The sequence below is a fragment of the Aminobacter sp. MET-1 genome, from assembly GCF_026521175.1.
Classification (GTDB): Bacteria; Pseudomonadota; Alphaproteobacteria; order Rhizobiales; family Rhizobiaceae; genus Aminobacter.
The window spans coordinates 39,218-56,370 of record NZ_JAMSHL010000025.1 but is presented as its reverse complement, the minus strand read 5'-3'; the positions used below and the strand labels follow the sequence as shown (position 1 = coordinate 56,370).

Sequence of the window (17,153 nt, the reverse complement as noted above, 5' to 3'; positions counted from 1 at the left end):
CTTCTCGCCGGTCAGCCAGCCTTGTTGACGCGCATGTACCAGTCGACCAGTCGACGCACCTGGCGCTGCGTGTAGCCGCGTTCGGTCATGCGCTGGACGAATTCGGCATGCTGCTTTTCGGTCGTGGTATCGCGCTTGGCGCCGAAGCTGATGACGGGCAGCAGGTCCTCGACCTGGCCGAACATGCGCTTCTCGATGACCTCGCGCAGCTTCTCGTAGCTGGTCCAGGACGGGTTGCGGCCGTTGTTCTTGGCGCGCGCCCTCAGCGTGAACTTCACCACCTCGTTGCGGAAGTCCTTGGGGTTGGCGATACCCGCCGGCTTCTCGATCTGCGACAGCTCGGAATCGAGGATGCCGCGGTTGAGGATCTGGCCGGTGTCGGGGTCCTTGTAGTCCTGGTCCTCGATCCAGGCGTCGGCATAGGCGATGTAGCGGTCGAACAGGTTCTGGCCGTATTCGCTGTAGCTTTCGAGATAGGCCTTCTGGATCTCGTGGCCGATGAACTCGGCGTAGCGGGTGGCGATCTCCGACTTGATGAAGTCGAGATAGGACTGCTCGATCTCGCTCGGATATTGCTCGCGCTTGATCGCCTGTTCCATCACATACATCAGGTGCACCGGGTCGGCGGCGATCTCCTTGGTGTCGTAATTGAAGGTCTCGGACAGCACCTTGAAGGCAAAGCGCGTGCTGACGCCGGTCATGCCTTCGTCGACGCCGGCCGCATCGCGATACTCCTGCATCGACTTGGCCTTGGGGTCTACGTCCTTCAGGTTCTCGCCGTCATAGACGCGCATCTTGGTGTAGAGCGGCGAATTCTCGTGCTCTGTGAGACGCGTCGACACGGTGAAGCGGCTGAGGATGTCGAGCACTTCGGGTGCGCAGGGGTTGTTGACCAGCTCGCTCTCGCGCAAGAGCTTTTCATATATCAGCCGCTCTTCGGTGACGCGCAGGCAATAGGGCACCTTGACCACCAAGATGCGGTCGAGGAACGCCTCGTTGTTCCTGTTGCTCTTGAACTGCAGCCATTCGGATTCGTTCGAATGGGCCAGCACGATGCCCTGGTAGGGGAAGGCGCCGAAGCTTTCGGTGCCGTTGTAGTTGCCCTCCTGGGTCGCGGTCAGAAGCGGGTGCAGCACCTTGATCGGCGCCTTGAACATCTCGACGAATTCCAGCAGGCCCTGCGTCGTGCGGTTGAGGCCGCCGCTGTAGGAATAGGCGTCGGGATCGGCCTGGCTGAAATTTTCGAGCTTGCGGATGTCGACCTTGCCGACCAGCGCCGAAACGTCCTGGTTGTTCTCGTCGCCGGGTTCGGTCTTGGCGATGCAGATCTGGCGCAGACGCGATGGCATCAGCTTGACGACCGAGAACTTGGAGACGTCGCCGCCGATTTCCTCGAGCCGCTTGGCGGCCCAGGGCGAGATCAGGCCGGTCAGCCTGCGCCGGGCGATGCCATACTTGTCTTCAAGAAGGTCCGCCATACGTTCGGGGTGGAACAGGCCGAGCGGGGATTCGAAGATCGGGCTGATCTGGCCGTTGACCTTCAGCGTATAGATCGGCCGCTCCTCCATCAGCTTCTTCAGCCGCTCGGCGAGCGACGACTTGCCGCCGCCGACCGGGCCGAGCAGATAGAGGATCTGCTTGCGTTCCTCGAGCCCCTGGGCGGCGTAGCGGAAGTAGCCGACGATGCGTTCGATCGTGTCTTCCATGCCGTAGAATTCGGGAAAGGCCGGATAAATCTTGATGGTCCGGTTGGCGAAGATGCGCCCGAGCCTTGCGTCGGCGCTGGTGTCGATCAGTGTGGGGGCGCCGATGGCGTCCACCATCCGTTCGGCCGCAGTGGCATACATCGACGGCTGCTCGCGGCAGGCGAGCAGATATTGCTGGAGGCTCATCTCCTCGGTGGTCTGACTGCCGTAGATCTCCGAGAAAAGATTGAAGACGTCGGTTTCGCGCGTTTGCATGGCACCCTCACAATGCCGAAGCCGGTGTCGGGAGTGATCGCCAACTTCAGCTCTTTGCCTACATCTCAACTTCCCTGAACAAGCAAAGTTCCGTCACAGAATCTTGTGATCGAATATTTGCTGCGGACATATCGAACAGCTGGTTGAAGAGGCCATCAGCATGGCCGCAATGACCGCTGTCTTCGTCGGTAATTTACGCTGATTTATGCACGCGGCATTTCAACTGTCGGCTGCAATCGCGCGTGAAGCGGGTCGGGCTGGCTTCTTATGCGGAACAGCCGGAACTGATTCCATTAATACACCCGATTCGGGCCATCGCGCATCAAGGTCGTTAGATGGCGGTAGAAAATCGGGCTGCCTTCGGTCAGTCAGATACGAGTCCGGTGGCGAACAGGTTTCCTGCTATTCGGCAGGTCGGGCAAATATGCTCAATTCTGAGCAATTGCGCATTTTTGAAAATACTGCGAAACTGGCGCTGCAAGTTACAGGTGAGACGTCCGTTATGAGTGCCCGGCCCGAAAGCAGCAATCCCAGGCTCGACGATGCAGCGCGTGCCGGCTGGCTCTATTATGTGGCCGGCAACACCCAGGACCAGATTGCCAGCAAGCTCGGGATCTCCCGCCAGACGGCCCAGCGCCTTGTCTCGCTGGCCATGTCCGAGGGGTTGATCAAGGTACGCGTCGACCACCCCATCGCTTCCTGCCTCGACCTGGCGGCCAAGCTGAAATCGCGCTTCGCGCTCGACCTTGTCGAGGTGACGCCGAGCGACCCCGACTCCACCTCGTCGACCATCGGCATCGCCCAGGCGGCGGCGGTCGAGATTGAGAAATGGTTGCGCAATCCGGAGCCGATTGTCATGGCCATCGGCACCGGCCGCACGCTCAAGGCGGCGATCGAGCAGCTGCCGCCGATGGAGTGTCCGCAGCACAAGGTGGTGTCACTGACCGGCAACATCTCGCCCGACGGCTCGGCCGCCTTCTACAACGTCATCTTCACCATGGCCGACACCATCAAGGCGCGCAGTTTCCCGATGCCGCTGCCGGCCATCGCGTCTTCGCCTGAGGAGCGAAAAATGCTGCACAGCCAGCCGCTTATCCAGCCCACCTTGGCGCTGGCAGCGCAGGCCGACGTCACCTTTGTCGGCGTCGGCGATCTCGGTCCCAGGGCGCCGCTGCTCGTCGACGGCTTCATCACCGAGACCGAGCTCAAGGCGCTGCAGCGGGCGGGAGCCGTCGGCGAGATCGTCGGCTGGGCCTTCGACCGCGATGGCAGGCTGATCGACGGCATCACCAACGAACGTGTCGCCTCTGCGCCATTGCCGTCGCGCGAGCGTTCGCTGGTCGTGGCGCTTGCCATGGGCGAGCGCAAACTCCCCGGAATCCTGGCGGCCATAACCCGCCGGCTCGTCAATGGCCTGATCACCGACGAGCGCACCGCGGCAGCCCTGCTGGCGGGCTGAAACCACATCTCCAATTCGGTCGACTGAAGACGGCAGGTGTTTTCCTGCCGTCTCGACGACCATGCGCGCAGCATCTGGGCGGGTCCTTCGGTGACCCTAGTTGTCCAAAGCGTGGGCAATCGATGCCGCATGGGGCGGCCGCGGATCGGGCGCATCCAGAATCTTGCTTGACATAAATCATGCGAGATGAATAATTGCCCACAACTGAGGCAAATGCTCACCTTGGTTTATGGGAGGAATTCGATGAAACTGACCACGCTCATTCTGGGCCTGTGTGGTGCGAGCGCGCTTGCGTTCGCCGCGCACGCCGAAACGATCACCATCGCCACGGTCAACAATGGCGACATGATCCGCATGCAGAAGCTGACGGACGACTTCAAAGCCAAGAATCCCGGGATTGACCTGCAATGGGTCACGCTCGAAGAGAACGTGCTGCGCGAGCGTGTCACCACCGACATTGCTACCAAGGGCGGGCAGTACGACGTCATGACCATCGGCACCTATGAGGTTCCGATCTGGGCCAAGCAGCAGTGGCTTCTCCCGCTCGACAATCTCGGCGCCGACTATGACGCAGCCGACATCATCCCGGCCATCGCCGGCGGTCTTTCGGCCGACGGCAAACTCTACGCCGCGCCCTTCTACGGCGAGAGCTCTTTCGTCATGTACCGCAAGGACCTGATGGACAAGGCTGGCCTCAAGATGCCTGAGGCACCGACCTGGGAGTTCATCGGCGAAGCGGCGCGCAAGATGACCGACCGCGCCAATGACATCAACGGCGTCTGCCTGCGCGGCAAGGCTGGCTGGGGCGAGAACATGGCGTTTCTGACCGCCATGTCCAACTCCTTCGGAGCCCGCTGGTTCGACGAGAAGTGGCAGCCGCAGTTCGACCAGCCCGAATGGAAGAACACACTGGACTTCTACGTTAAGCTGATGAACGACGCCGGCCCGCAGGGCGCGTCCTCGAACGGCTTCAACGAGAACCTGGCGCTGTTCCAGCAAGGCAAGTGCGGCATGTGGATCGACGCCACCGTCGCCGCCTCCTTCGTCTCCGATCCGAAGAACTCGACCGTCGCCGACAAGGTTGGCTATGCGCTGGCGCCCGACAATGGCCTCGGCAAGCGCGGCAACTGGCTGTGGGCCTGGTCGCTCGGCATTCCTGCCGGCACGCAGAAGGCAGCGGCGGCTGAAAAGTTCGTCGCCTGGGCGACCGGCAAGGGTTATCTCGACCTCGTCGCCTCGAAGGAAGGCTGGGCCAACGTTCCTCCTGGAACGCGTACCTCGCTCTACAACAATCCCGAATATGAGAAGGCGGCACCCTTCGCCAAGATGACGCTCGACTCGATCAATTCGGCCGACCCGACCAAGCCCACCGTCAAGCCGGTGCCCTATGTCGGCGTCCAGTTCGTGGCCATCCCCGAGTTCCAGGGATTGGGCACGACGGTTGGCCAGCTGTTCTCGGCGGCACTAGCCGGCCAGACCTCGGTCGATGACGCTCTGGCCCAGGCCCAGCAGGTCTCGGTCCGCGAGATGACCCGCGCCGGCTACATCAAATAAGCAGGGACCTCCCCCAGCCTCGGCCGCCCGTTTCCCAGTCGGGCGGCCACCTTTTCCGATCCGCCCTGATGCAGAGGTGATCGCCATGGCTACCCGACAGACCCGCACGCTGGCGCGCTTCATGATGGCGCCTTCCGTCATCCTGCTGTTCATCTGGATGATCGTGCCACTGGCAATGACCTTGTGGTTCTCGTTCCAGAACTACAACCTGCTCAATCCAGGCAATGTCAGCTTCGCCGGCCTGTTCAACTACAAGTATTTCTACACCGACCCGGCCTTCTTCCAGTCGATCTGGAACACGCTGCTGATCGTCGGCGGGGTGCTTCTGATCACCGTCATTGGCGGCATCGCGCTGGCACTGCTGCTCGACCAGCCGATGTTCGGCCAGGGCATCGTGCGCATCCTTGTCATTTCACCGTTCTTCGTCATGCCGCCGGTGGCAGCGCTTGTGTGGAAGAACATGATCATGCACCCCGGCTACGGTGTGCTCGCCGACATCAACAGGACCTTTGGGCTCAAGCCCGTCGACTGGTTTGCGCAATATCCGCTGCTGTCGATCATCATCATCGTTGCCTGGCAGTGGCTGCCTTTTGCGACGCTGATCCTGTTGACGGCACTGCAGTCGCTGGATGGCGAGCAGAAGGAAGCCGCCGAGATGGATGGTGCGGGCTTCGTCAGCCGCTTCATCTACCTGACCATTCCGCATATCTCGCGCGCCATCACGGTGGTCATCCTGATCCAGACCATCTTCCTGCTCGGCGTCTACGCCGAGATCCTGGTCACCACCAATGGCGGCCCGGGCTATGCCTCCACCAACCTGCCGTTCCTGATCTATCGCACGGCACTGCTCGGCTACGACGTCGGCGGCGCCTCGGCCGGCGGCATCATCGCCGTCATCCTTGCCAACATCGTCGCCTTCTTCCTGATGCGCGCCGTCGGCAAGAACCTGGACAAGTGAGGAGGAACCGATGGCCCGCGCAGTCTCGACCAGACGCAAGATCGGCTTCACCGTGGCCGCCTGGGTGGTTGCCTTGCTGATCTTCTTCCCGATCCTCTACACCATCATCACCAGCTTCAAGTCGGAGAGCGAAGCGATTGCCGGCTTCAGCCTGATCCCGTCGGGCACGCTGGAGAGTTATGCCGAGGTCCAGGCGCAGAGCAACTATTTCAAGTTCTTCCTGAATTCGGTGATCATCGCCGTCGGCTCGACCATCCTGGCGTTGCTGATCGCCATTCCCGCCGCCTGGTCGATGGCGTTCTCGCCGACGAAGCGGACCAAGGACATCCTGATGTGGATGCTCTCCACCAAGATGATGCCTGCGGTCGCCGTGCTGGTGCCGATCTACCTGATCTTCCGCGACACGCATCTGCTCGATACCCGCATCGGCCTGACTGTCATGCTGATGCTGATCAACCTGCCGATCGTGGTGTGGATGCTCTACACCTACTTCCGCGAAATTCCCGGCGAGATCCTTGAAGCCGCGCGCATGGACGGCGCCACGCTCTGGGGCGAGATCGTCTATGTGCTGACGCCGATGGCGGTGCCGGGCATCGCTTCGACCATGCTGCTAAACATCATCCTGGCATGGAACGAGGCCTTCTGGACCATCCGCCTGACCACCACCAACGCCGCGCCGCTGACCGCCTTCATCGCGTCGTTCTCCAGTCCGCAAGGGCTGTTCTGGGCCAAGCTGTCGGCCGCATCGACTTTGGCCATCGCACCGATCCTGATCATGGGCTGGTTCTCCCAGCGCCAGCTTGTCCGCGGCCTGACCTTTGGCGCCGTGAAGTAGACCCCGCGGGAGGAAACCATGGGAAACATCAATCTCAAAAAAGTGTCGAAGTCCTTCGGCGCAACCACCATCATCCCCAACATCGATCTGGAGATCGAAGACGGCGAGTTCGTCGTCTTCGTCGGCCCCTCGGGCTGCGGCAAGTCGACATTGCTCAGGCTGATCGCCGGGCTGGAGGACACCTCCGCCGGCACGATCAGCATCGACGGCCGCGACGTCACCGACGAGGCGCCGGCCAAGCGCCGGCTGGCGATGGTGTTCCAGTCCTATGCGCTCTACCCGCATATGAGCGTCTACAAGAACATCGCCTTTCCGCTGAAGATGGCGGGCGAGGACGTTGCTGCCATCGACAAGAAGGTCAAGGATGCGGCGCGCGTTCTCAATCTCACCAACTATCTCGAGCGCCGGCCGGGCCAGCTCTCGGGTGGCCAGCGCCAGCGCGTCGCCATCGGCCGCGCCATCGTCCGCCAGCCCTCCGCCTTCCTGTTCGACGAGCCGCTGTCGAACCTCGACGCTGCCTTGCGCGGCACGATGCGGCTCGAGATCAGCGAGCTTCACCACCAGCTCAAGACCACCATGATCTACGTCACCCACGACCAGGTCGAAGCGATGACCATGGCCGACAAGATCGTCGTGCTCAACGCCGGCAACATCGAGCAGGTCGGCTCGCCGATGGAACTCTACAAGTCGCCGAGGAACCTGTTCGTCGCGGGTTTCATAGGCTCGCCCAAGATGAACCTCATCAACGGCGCAGCGGCTGCCAAACACGGTGCGACGACGATCGGCGTTCGGCCCGAGCATCTCGGCATTTCGACGACTGCAGGCGAATGGAAGGCAACCGTCGGCGTTGCCGAGCATCTCGGCTCCGATACCTTCCTGCATGTGCACGCCGATGATGTCGGTCCGCTGACGGTCCGCGCCGACGGCGAGATCGCGGTCCATCACGGCGAGACGGTCTTCCTGACGCCGAGCCCCGCCAAGGTCCATCGCTTCGACGCCGAAGGGAGAGCGATGTGAACGGACGGTTGCAGGGCAAATCGGCGCTGATAACAGGCGCCGCGCGCGGCATCGGCCGGGTTTTCGCCGAGGCCTATGTCGGCGAAGGCGCAACCGTCGCCATCGCCGACATCAACCTGGAGGCCGCCGAAAGGACTGCCGCCGAGATCGGCCCGTCCGCTTATGCCGTAAGGCTCGATGTCACCGACCAGGCATCGATAGAGGCCGCGATCAAATCCGTCGAAGCCCGCTGCGGCGGCATCGACATCCTGGTCAACAACGCGGCGCTGTTCGATCTGGCGCCGATCGTGGAAATCGGCAGGGCAAGTTACGACAGGCTGTTTTCAGTCAATGTCGCCGGCACGCTGTTCATGCTGCAGGCGGCGGCGAGGTCGATGATCTCGGCCGGCAAGGGCGGCAAGATCATCAACATGGCAAGCCAGGCCGGCCGGCGCGGCGAGGCGCTCGTCGCCGTCTATTGCGCCACCAAGGCGGCCGTCATCAGCCTGACCCAGTCGGCCGGGCTCGACCTCATCAAGCATCGCATCAACGTCAACGCCATCGCCCCCGGCGTGGTCGACGGCGAACATTGGGACCATGTCGATGAACTGTTCGCCCGATACGAAAACCGCCCGCGCGGCGAGAAAAAGCGCCTTGTCGGCGAGGCCGTCCCCTTCGGCCGCATGGGCACGGCGCAGGACCTTGTCGGCATGGCGATTTTCCTCGCTGGGCCGGAGAGCGAGTACGTCGTCGCCCAGACCTACAACGTCGATGGCGGCAACTGGATGAGTTGAATTGTCCTTCTTCCCTTATGGGAGAAGGTGGCCGAGCGGAGCGAGGTCGGATGAGGGGTGTTGGCGGATCGCTGGCGTCTCACGTCTTCCAACCCCTTTCAACCGTCTCGGCGCTGCGCGCCGATCCACCTCCTCCCGCAAGGGGAGGAGGTATCGCGAACTTCGGCGCGCCCAAAAAAGAAAGCGTCGAACCATGACCGTGAAACTCTCCCTCGCAACCCTCGACCAGCTGCCGGCCAACGTCGCGCGTCCGAACTACGACCGCGCATCGCTTAAGGCTGGCATCGTCCATTTCGGCGTCGGCAATTTTCACCGTTCGCACCAGGCGGTCTATCTCGATGAGCTGTTTGGCGCTGAGCTCGACCATGATTGGGCCATCGTCGGGGCCGGCGTGTTCGACGCCGAGGAGGCCGGTCGTCAAAAGTTGATGGCGCAGGACTGGCTGACGACAGTCGTCGAGCAGGACAGCGGCCATATGAGCGCGCGCGTCACCGGCGCCATGGTCGACTTCATCAAGCCGGGCGACACCGCGGCCATCATCGATAGCCTGGCCGATCCGTCGATCCGCATCGTCTCGCTGACGATCACCGAAGGCGGCTATTTCATCGATCCCGCCTCAGGTGTCTTCAACCCGACCCATCCCCAGATCACCGCCGACGCCGAGAACATCACGGCGCCAAAGACGGTGTTCGGGCTGATCCTCGCCGGCCTGATGCGCCGACGCGACGAAGGCACGGTGCCTTTCACCGTCATGTCCTGCGACAACATCCCCCACAATGGCCGGGTCGCTGCGGACGCCGTGATCGGCCTGGCACGGCTCGTCGACGAAACATTTGCCGACTGGGTCAGCGAACATGTCACTTTTCCCAACAGCATGGTTGATCGCATCACGCCTGCGACCACCGACCGCGAGCGCACGATTCTGACCGAGCAGTTCGGCATGGAAGACAGTTGGCCTGTGTTCTGCGAGCCGTTCAGGCAATGGGTGATGGAGGATCGTTTCACCGATGGCCGACCAGCGCTCGAAAAGGCGGGCGTCCAGTTCGTGCACGAGGTAGCACCCTTCGAGCTGATGAAGATCAGGATCCTCAATGGCGGCCACGCCACCATCGCCTATCCGGCGGGATTGATGGACATCCACTTCGTTCACGAGGCGATGCAGCACCCGCTGGTCAGCGCCTTCCTCGCCAAGCTCGAGCGCGAGGAGATCATGCCGACCGTGCCGCCGGTGCCCGATGTCGTGCTGGAGGACTATTGCCAGCTGATCGAGCGGCGCTTCTCCAATCCCAAGATCGGCGACACCGTGCGCCGGCTCTGCCTCGACGGCTCGAACCGGCAACCCAAATTTATCATCCCGACCATCGCCGATCGGCTGAAGGCGGGCGCCGGCATATCGGGGCTAGCGCTCGAAAGCGCGTTCTGGTGCCGATACTGTTTCGGGGTCACCGATTCTGGCGCCGTCATCGAGCCGAACGACCCCAACTGGGATCGCATGCAGGCGACGGCCAAGATGGCGAAGGCAACCCCGCAGGCCTGGCTCGAGATGGAGGACATCTATGGCGACGTCGGCCGGTCCCCTGATTTCGCGCAAGCCTTTGCCCACAATCTCGACACCGTCTGGAAAGTTGGAGCCAAGGAGACGCTGACCCGCTATCTGGACGGGACGCTCTGAGCCAGGCCAGGTCAGCTGCTGCCGGCTGGAATTGCCCAGGACGCGCATATAGACTGCGCGCCATGGTCTCGCATGCAGAACCCGTCACAACAGAAATCCGGTCGGCATGCCCTTGCCTGCGTCGTTTCGCGGGGCGCTGCTGATGGCGCATTATCTCTGCGCCGTCGACGTCGGCACCGCCAGCGCCCGCGCCGGCATCTTCGATCGCAGCGGTGTGCTGCTTGGCCGGGCCGAACGGCCCATCGCCATGAACCGGTCTGCCGAGGGACATGCCGAGCACGATTCCGAAGACATCTGGTCGGCCGTCTGCGCATCGGTGCAGGCTGCCCGCGCTGCTTCGGGAGCTGCCGCTGACGCAATATCGGGCATCAGCTTCGATGCCACCTGTTCCACCGTCTTTCGTGGCCGGGAAGGCGAACAGGTCTCCGTGTCCCGTAATGGCCAGAGCAGATGGGACACCATCGTCTGGCTCGACCATCGCGCTCTGGCCGAAGCCGACGAATGCACGGCGACCGGCCACGAGGTCCTGAAATTTGTCGGCGGCGTCATGTCGCCGGAGATGACGACACCCAAGCTGATGTGGGTGAAGCGCCACCTGCCCGAGACTTGGGCGCGAACCGGCAGGCTGTTCGACCTCGCCGACTTCCTGACCTGCAAGGCAAGCGGGTCGCTGGCGCGCTCGCAATGCACCTTGACCGCCAAATGGACCTATCTCGCCCATGAGCGCGCGGCCTGGCGGCCGGATTTCTTCGCCGCCGTCGGCCTTGCCGACATGTTCGAGCACGCCGCCCTGCCTGACCGCGCCAGCCCTGTTGGGACCGACCTCGGTCCACTCACGGAACAGGCGGTCGAGCAACTGGGATTGACCTCAGCATGCCGTGTCGGCGCCGGTGTGATCGACGCCTTTGCCGGCGCGCTCGGCGTCGTCGGCGGCCTGCCTGACGTCGACCGGCACATGGCGCTCATCGCGGGAACGTCGAGCTGCGTCATGGCCATGTCGCGCGAGCCCCGCGCCGCGTCCGGCATCTGGGGACCCTATTATGGAGCACCGCTACCGGGCCTGTGGCTGAGCGAAGGCGGCCAGTCGGCCACCGGGGCGCTGCTCGACCACGTCATCCGCTGGCACGGCCAGGGCGGCGAGCCGACCGCCGAAACGCATCGGCGCATCACCGACCGCATCATGCAGCTGCGCGCCATCGAGGGCCTGGACCTTGCCGGACGACTGCATGTGCTGCCCGACTTCCACGGCAACCGCTCTCCACTGGCCGACCCGCATGCTGTCGGCGTCATTAGCGGCCTCACGCTTGACGCCTCCTTCGACAGCCTCTGCCGGCTTTACTGGCGTACGGCGGTGGCGATCGCGCTCGGCATCCGCCATGTGCTCGATGCCCTGAACGCCAATGGCTACGGCATCGACACGTTGCACGTCACCGGCGGCCACACCCGCAATCCACTTCTGATGGAGCTTTATGCCGACGCCACCGGCTGCACCGTCGTCGAGCCCTCGGGCGGGGATGCCATGCTTTTGGGCACGGCCATGATCGCCGCCACCGCCGCCGGCCACTATCCGGATTTGGCCAGCGCCTGCACGGCGATGCGCCAGCAAGGTCACCAGCGCCTGCCCAATCCTGCCGCGAGGCACCGCTTTGACCATGACTACCGCGTCTTCCTCGAAATGCACCGCCAGCGCCAGGAACTCGACAGGCTGACGTAGCAATTCGAGCTGGCGTCAAATGATGGCGCTGCGGTCAGGCCGCGACCAGTCCATTCAAGCCCTTGTTGATCGGGCGGTCGGGGAACAGGGTGCGCATGGTCAGCACTGGATCGAGGCGCAGGCTTTCAGCGGCCACGGTTGCGATCAGTGTGTCGAGGTCGAGCGTGGGCGCGAGGTCGCGACCCTGGTAGAGCGCTGCCTGCGCTAGACCCGGCCAGTCGGCCAGCACCCGTCCGCCCTTGACCGCGCCGCCGATCAGCATCGCAGACGAGGCGGTGCCGTGGTCGGTGCCGCCGGTGCCGTTGGCGGCGGCGGTGCGCCCGAACTCTGTCGCCACCAGCACCGTCGTCTGGTTCCAGGCGTCGCCGAGCTGGTCCTTCATTGCGCCAATAAGCGTATCCAGGCCGCGCAGCTGCGCGGCGAGCCGGCCCTTCTGGGCGCTGTGCGTGTCCCAGCCGCCGGTTTCGATCATGGCGATGCGCGGACCGTCTGGCCGGGCAAGGAATTCGCCCGCCGTCTTGCCGACGCCTGCCGGATCCTGGCGCGCCTGGGCGTCGGTGGCGAGGCCACGCGTTTCCATGGCCCGGCTCCACAATTTGTGCAGCTCGGGGTCGGCGTCATAAAGCGCGCCGACACGCATCAACAGATCGTCGGGCGCCTCCGGTAGCGCTGAAGGCGCATAGGACGAGACCGGGGCGGCACCGCGCAGCGCCAGCGGAATGGTCGGCGCAAACGCGATCGCCTCCTCCTTGGATTTGGGCAGGAGCGTCGCCAGGCGGTTCAGCCAGCCATCCTTGAATTCGTAGGGGCTCGAGCCGCCGCTTTCCAGAACGTTCTGGCCGTCGAAATGCGAGCGCTCGCGATAGGGCGAGGCGACGGCCTGCACGAACAGCGCCTGCTTGTCGCCATAGAGCCCCGCCAACCGCTCGAGCGATGGATGCAGGCCGAACATGCCGTCGAGTTTGTGCAGGCTTGCGGTGTCGAGCGCCAGCTGGCCGCGTAAGCCGTCGAGCGCAGGGTCGCCATAGGGAATGACCGTCTCAAGCCCGTCGGCCGCGCCGCGCTGGATGATGAAGACGAAGCGGCGCTCGCTCTGGACATTGGCGAAGACCAGGCGCGGCGCGATCAGCAGCGCGGCAGCACCCAAGGTTGCCGAGGTCAGGAACTGGCGGCGGTGGATCATGGCTCATCTCCTCTGGAATTCGGGGGCGACCAGAAGCAGCGCAAGTGCGGTCTGGGGCGATTCGGCGCGCTCGATCTGGGTGCGGCTGGCATCCGACAGCGCGCTGCCGAGCACCTCGCCGGCAAGCGCTCGCGCGTCGGTCGAGCTGTCGGCTATGCGCGCTAGGCGCTGTGCCGTCTCGACACGGCGCACCAGCGCATCGGGGGCTGCCCAACTGGCGGCGACGTCGTCATAGCCGGCGGGCGAGCCCGGCCGCCAGACAGGCTGGCCGAGCTGGTTGGTCAGCTGGACGACGTTCAGTCCGTCGAGTTCGTGCGGGCCGAGCGCGCGCAGGGCAGATACCGTCCATTCCCACGGGCTCTTGAACTTGCGGGCATCGGCTTGCCAGGCCTGCGGCGCGTCGATCAGGGCGCGATAGACCGTCGGCAGATCGCCGCGCGACCGGACGAATGCCTGCTTGAGCGTGCCGACCAGCTCTGCCGGCGGATCGTCGGCGGCGAAATGGCGTGCGAGCTTGGTGGCGATGTGGGTGGCGGTGGCCTCGGAGGCCGTCAGGTCATGGATGATCGCCTCCGCCTGGCGTTCGCCCTTCTGGGCGTATGACTTGCCCATGACCACACGGCTGCCGGGTTCGTGCATGCCGGGCCGGAACAGGAAGGCGCCAGGCTCGTCCGCCTGAGCGCTGCCGCCGATCCCGTCGACAGTCCAGCCGGTCATCGCCTTGGCGAATTCGGTGACGTCCTGCTGGGTGTAGCCGGTGCGCACGCCGACCGTGTGCAGCTCCATGATCTCGCGGGCAAGGTTCTCGTTGAAGCCGGGCCTGCGCGCGGCGTTGTTCTCCTGCGCCCGCTGTGCCCTCATGCTGTTCGGTCCGGTGGCACGGACCTGGTCGAGGAAGAACAGCATCGCCGGATGCTGCTCGACCGCCAGCGCCATATCCTCAAAGCGGCCGAGCACATGCGGGCGGATGGCCTCGCGTTCGAAGGCGCCGGCCAGCACCGTGACCTGGGGCTTTTCGACCGAAACGGCGAAATGGTTCGACCAGAAATGCACCAGCCGCTCGACGAAGGGCGTGTCGGTCGTGGTCGCCGACAGCGCGCGCTGGTTGACTTCGTCCTGGTAGAGCTTGCGGCCGGCCTGGCGCATTTTCTTGCGCGCTTCCATGCGGTCGGCCTCGCTGAGGTCGCGCAGTTCGGCGCGATCCTCGGAATATTCAGCGATGATATCGGGCGTCTTGCGCAGATCGGTGGATGTGGCAGGCGCCGGCTGGAAACGATCCAACTGGTCATTGAGCCATTGCTTCGGCTCGGCGGAAATGGCGTCGCCTGCGCGGGCGCCGAGGCCGAAGCGGTTCTGTGCGATCGCCAGAGCGAGCGGCTGGGCGGGCGTGGTCACGAGCGGCCTCCGCATTTCATGGTCGTGCGCCATTGAACGGAGGAGGCCGGCCGATCCGTCGGATAGGCCTCAGTTTTTCCTGACGCCGCGCAGCATCTGGCCGCGCTCCTCCAGCCCGTCGACCAGCTTGGTGCGGTCGGCGACGCTCAGCTTTGCGGCGAAGTCGACGATGACGGTCTCGATGCGCGTGCGCGCGGCAATGTCGGCTGCCCTGGTCGCTGCAAGCGATGCGTCGATGGCGGCGCGGTCGATCTGTGGTTCGTCGAGCAGTTGCGCCAGAAGCGCTCGGCTTGCCTGACCTGTCTGGATGTCTTCCCGGCTGTCGCGCCGCGCCGCCTGAAGCGCCTGCCGGAATGCCTGGCGTTGCTCAGGCGTCAGGTAGCGCGCCGCTGATGCCAGCGGCTGGCCGGCGCGAAGGCTTTGCCCGGACTGGAACCACATGTAGCCGCCGCCGGCGGCAGCGCCGATGAAGAACACATTGAGCGCCAGTGAGGCGGCGAGGAGCAGTCGTTTCGAGCGTTCGGACATTTCCCTGCTCCTCAGAAGGCGCTGTCGAAGGCGGTGATGACGTGGTCTTCGTCGCCGGGCATGCTCATCGGCATCAGCGTCGCCACCAGCAGCGCGCCGGCGGTGGCTCCGGCCAAGGTGACGCCGGCAAAGCCCAGACCGCGCCAGATCAGGCCACGCCAATCCCGCTGTTTCGTCCGGTTTCGCATGCGGGCCGAACCCGCGATCTTCTCGGCAAGCGCATCGCTTGCGGTCGGCAGGGCATGGCCGCCAAGGGCGCTATCGAGGGATGCCGCCTGGGCAAGCACGGGATCGGCAAGATCCTGCCGGGCCTCGGCAAAGGCCGTGGCGGCAGCGCGCTCGCCTTCCGGCCAGCGCGCCGGATCGGCGCCGTAGGCGTCAAGGATTTCGGTGAAGCGCTCAAGGGTCATGTCACTCATGTCCGTTGTCCGGCAAGGCGCGCACGCAAGGCACGGCGCGCGCGAGAGAGCAGGCTTTCCAGCGCCTCGACGCCGATGCCCATGACGGCAGCGGCCTCGATGTTGGAAAGCTCTTGATAGTATTGCAGCACGATCGCCTCGCGCTGCCGGTCGGGCAGGGCGTCGAGCGCCGCCTGAACGGCATCGTTGCGCTCGGTCTCGGCCAGTCCGCGAGCGGGGTCTGCGTCGGGATCGGTCTGTTCGGGCGGTTCGGCGACATAGGTTTCGCGTCGCTTGCGCAGCCGGTCGGTGCACAGGTTGAGGGCGACGCGATAGAGCCAGGTGTCGAGGCGCGCCTCGCCGCGCCGCCAGGCGGGCGCCTGGCGCCATAGTCGGAGAAAGGTCTCCTGGGCGACGTCCTCGGCCTCGCTGCGGTCGCCGAGCATGCGTGTGGCAAGCCCCAGCAGCCGGGGCAGCTTGCGTGCGACCATGGCGCGCACGGCATGGTCGTCGCCTTCCGCCACCTGCGCCAGAAGCGCCTCGTCTGGATCATGTGTCGTCAAGCCCGGCAGCCCGCGATCCTCGTTTCCATTTCATATAGGGCGTGTGCCGGCCGCGGAGAGCCGACGCGCCGAAACGGATGACGGAACCCCCGTGAAAGGTGCCATCATCTGTGTTCTGAAGCTTGTACGGGCAGCGGGCCGAAATCCGTCGCTCGCAAGACCGCCATGGAATGGTCGTCGCGCCGCATGTCGGTTTCCGGATCAGGTGGCGCCGAAACGCGCCTTGAGCGCCAGCTGCATTTCGGCTGCGAGTTCGCCGACGATACCGCCAGCCTCCCAGGAATAGAGCGACACCACCATGGCGGGGTGGGTGCCGAATTCGGTGAACTGACGCACCTGCCGGCCGCGTGTCGTGCCAGATGGGAGCAGCGACAGGCCAAGTCCGGCCTCCACCGCCGAGAGCACGCTGCCGAGGCTGCTGCTGGTGAAGGCGACATACCAGCGTTTGCGCTCGCGTTCGATGCGCTCGAACATGGCGTCGCGATAAAGCCCGCCCGGCGGGAAGGTCACCAGCGGCACCGGATCCGACCAGTCGATATCTTCAGCCGCATACCAGGCGATGGGTTCGGGATACGCCGCGAGATGGTCGGAACTCGGTGCTCCTTCCTTGACCACCACGATGTCGAACTCGCCGCCGCGATAACGTTTGGTAAGGTCGATGCTGAGGCCGGTCGTCACGTCGAGCCGGACCTCCCTGTGCCTCTTCGAGAAGGCGGCAAACATGCGCGTCATCTCCGTCGTTGCGATGTCGTCTGGCATACCGATGCGCACCGACGCCGTGCCGGCTGTATCGGCCAGCAGCGTTACGGCCTCGCTCTGCAGGGCCAGGATGCGCCGGGCGTGCCCAAGCAGCCGTTCACCGGTTGCGGTCAGTTGCACAGGCCGCGCCGCCCGGTCGATCAGCGGCCGGCCGATCGCCTCCTCGAGGCGCGCGACCTGCTGACTGATCGTTGACTGGGTCATGTGCAGCCGGTCGGCGGCCGTCGTGAAGCTTCCGGTGTCTGCAATCGTCACAAAGGCGCGCAGCAGGCGTGGATCAAGCATGTTATCCATCGATGATGTGCATGTTCTTTATCTGAATATCTAATTTGCGCATGACTGATGCAAGCGCTAACCAGCTTCAGGTCGCCGTCGGCCCGTCGG

At 64.3% G+C, this 17,153-nt stretch carries 15 protein-coding genes; 8 read left to right on the top strand and 7 right to left on the bottom strand.

From position 1 onward, the window contains the following. Positions 1–11: 11 nt before the first annotated feature. The gene (locus NDO48_RS25120; protein WP_018425971.1) at positions 12–1,961 is read right to left on the bottom strand and encodes a PrkA family serine protein kinase; all 1,950 of its coding nucleotides are present in this window, start codon (positions 1,959–1,961) and stop codon (positions 12–14) included. Positions 1,962–2,463: 502 nt separating this feature from the next. Between NDO48_RS25120 and NDO48_RS25115 the strand changes: the two genes are divergently transcribed. From NDO48_RS25115 to NDO48_RS25080, 8 genes are all read left to right on the top strand, one after another. Then, positions 2,464–3,420 (top strand): sugar-binding transcriptional regulator, encoded by a 957-nt coding sequence (locus NDO48_RS25115; RefSeq protein ID WP_018425972.1) that lies wholly within the window; start codon positions 2,464–2,466, stop codon positions 3,418–3,420. 243 nt (positions 3,421–3,663) lie between these two features. Next, on the top strand, positions 3,664–4,974 hold the full coding sequence (locus NDO48_RS25110) for an ABC transporter substrate-binding protein (protein ID WP_018425973.1): 1,311 nt from the start codon (positions 3,664–3,666) through the stop codon (positions 4,972–4,974). 85 nt (positions 4,975–5,059) lie between these two features. After that, positions 5,060–5,932, top strand: coding sequence for a carbohydrate ABC transporter permease (locus NDO48_RS25105; protein WP_018425974.1), 873 nt, complete (start codon positions 5,060–5,062; stop codon positions 5,930–5,932). A gap of 10 nt (positions 5,933–5,942) precedes the next feature. After that, a complete protein-coding gene (locus NDO48_RS25100; protein WP_018425975.1) occupies positions 5,943–6,767 on the top strand; it encodes a carbohydrate ABC transporter permease in 825 nt (274 codons plus the stop codon). An 18-nt stretch (positions 6,768–6,785) separates the two neighbouring features. Then, entirely contained in the window at positions 6,786–7,784 is a 999-nt protein-coding gene (locus NDO48_RS25095) for an ABC transporter ATP-binding protein (RefSeq protein ID WP_018425976.1), read from the top strand. Continuing rightward, a complete protein-coding gene (locus NDO48_RS25090; RefSeq protein ID WP_026226790.1) occupies positions 7,781–8,557 on the top strand; it encodes an L-iditol 2-dehydrogenase in 777 nt (258 codons plus the stop codon). Before NDO48_RS25095 ends, NDO48_RS25090 begins: the two co-directional genes overlap by 4 nt. A gap of 193 nt (positions 8,558–8,750) precedes the next feature. Next, the gene (locus NDO48_RS25085) at positions 8,751–10,229 is read left to right on the top strand and encodes a mannitol dehydrogenase family protein (protein ID WP_267322598.1); all 1,479 of its coding nucleotides are present in this window, start codon (positions 8,751–8,753) and stop codon (positions 10,227–10,229) included. 142 nt (positions 10,230–10,371) lie between these two features. Then, positions 10,372–11,943 (top strand): FGGY-family carbohydrate kinase, encoded by a 1,572-nt coding sequence (locus tag NDO48_RS25080; protein WP_267322608.1) that lies wholly within the window; start codon positions 10,372–10,374, stop codon positions 11,941–11,943. A gap of 34 nt (positions 11,944–11,977) precedes the next feature. Here NDO48_RS25080 and NDO48_RS25075 read toward each other — a convergent pair whose 3' ends face one another. The 6 genes from NDO48_RS25075 to NDO48_RS25050 form a co-directional block, all read right to left on the bottom strand. Continuing rightward, the gene (locus tag NDO48_RS25075; RefSeq protein WP_018425980.1) at positions 11,978–13,126 is read right to left on the bottom strand and encodes a DUF1501 domain-containing protein; all 1,149 of its coding nucleotides are present in this window, start codon (positions 13,124–13,126) and stop codon (positions 11,978–11,980) included. A 3-nt stretch (positions 13,127–13,129) separates the two neighbouring features. Next, positions 13,130–14,521: a DUF1800 domain-containing protein gene (locus NDO48_RS25070; RefSeq protein ID WP_267322597.1), complete on the bottom strand. Its 1,392-nt coding sequence runs from the start codon at positions 14,519–14,521 to the stop codon at positions 13,130–13,132. A 69-nt stretch (positions 14,522–14,590) separates the two neighbouring features. After that, complete coding sequence (locus NDO48_RS25065) at positions 14,591–15,049, bottom strand: periplasmic heavy metal sensor (RefSeq protein WP_018425982.1); 459 nt, start codon at positions 15,047–15,049, stop codon at positions 14,591–14,593. 11 nt (positions 15,050–15,060) lie between these two features. Next, complete coding sequence (locus NDO48_RS25060) at positions 15,061–15,468, bottom strand: hypothetical protein (protein WP_157632672.1); 408 nt, start codon at positions 15,466–15,468, stop codon at positions 15,061–15,063. Further along, positions 15,465–16,010 (bottom strand): RNA polymerase sigma factor, encoded by a 546-nt coding sequence (locus NDO48_RS25055; RefSeq protein ID WP_018425984.1) that lies wholly within the window; start codon positions 16,008–16,010, stop codon positions 15,465–15,467. The genes NDO48_RS25060 and NDO48_RS25055 overlap by 4 nt, the downstream gene beginning before the upstream one ends. A gap of 201 nt (positions 16,011–16,211) precedes the next feature. After that, positions 16,212–17,054, bottom strand: coding sequence for a LysR family transcriptional regulator (locus NDO48_RS25050; protein ID WP_267322596.1), 843 nt, complete (start codon positions 17,052–17,054; stop codon positions 16,212–16,214). Between the last annotated feature and the right edge of the window lie 99 nt (positions 17,055–17,153).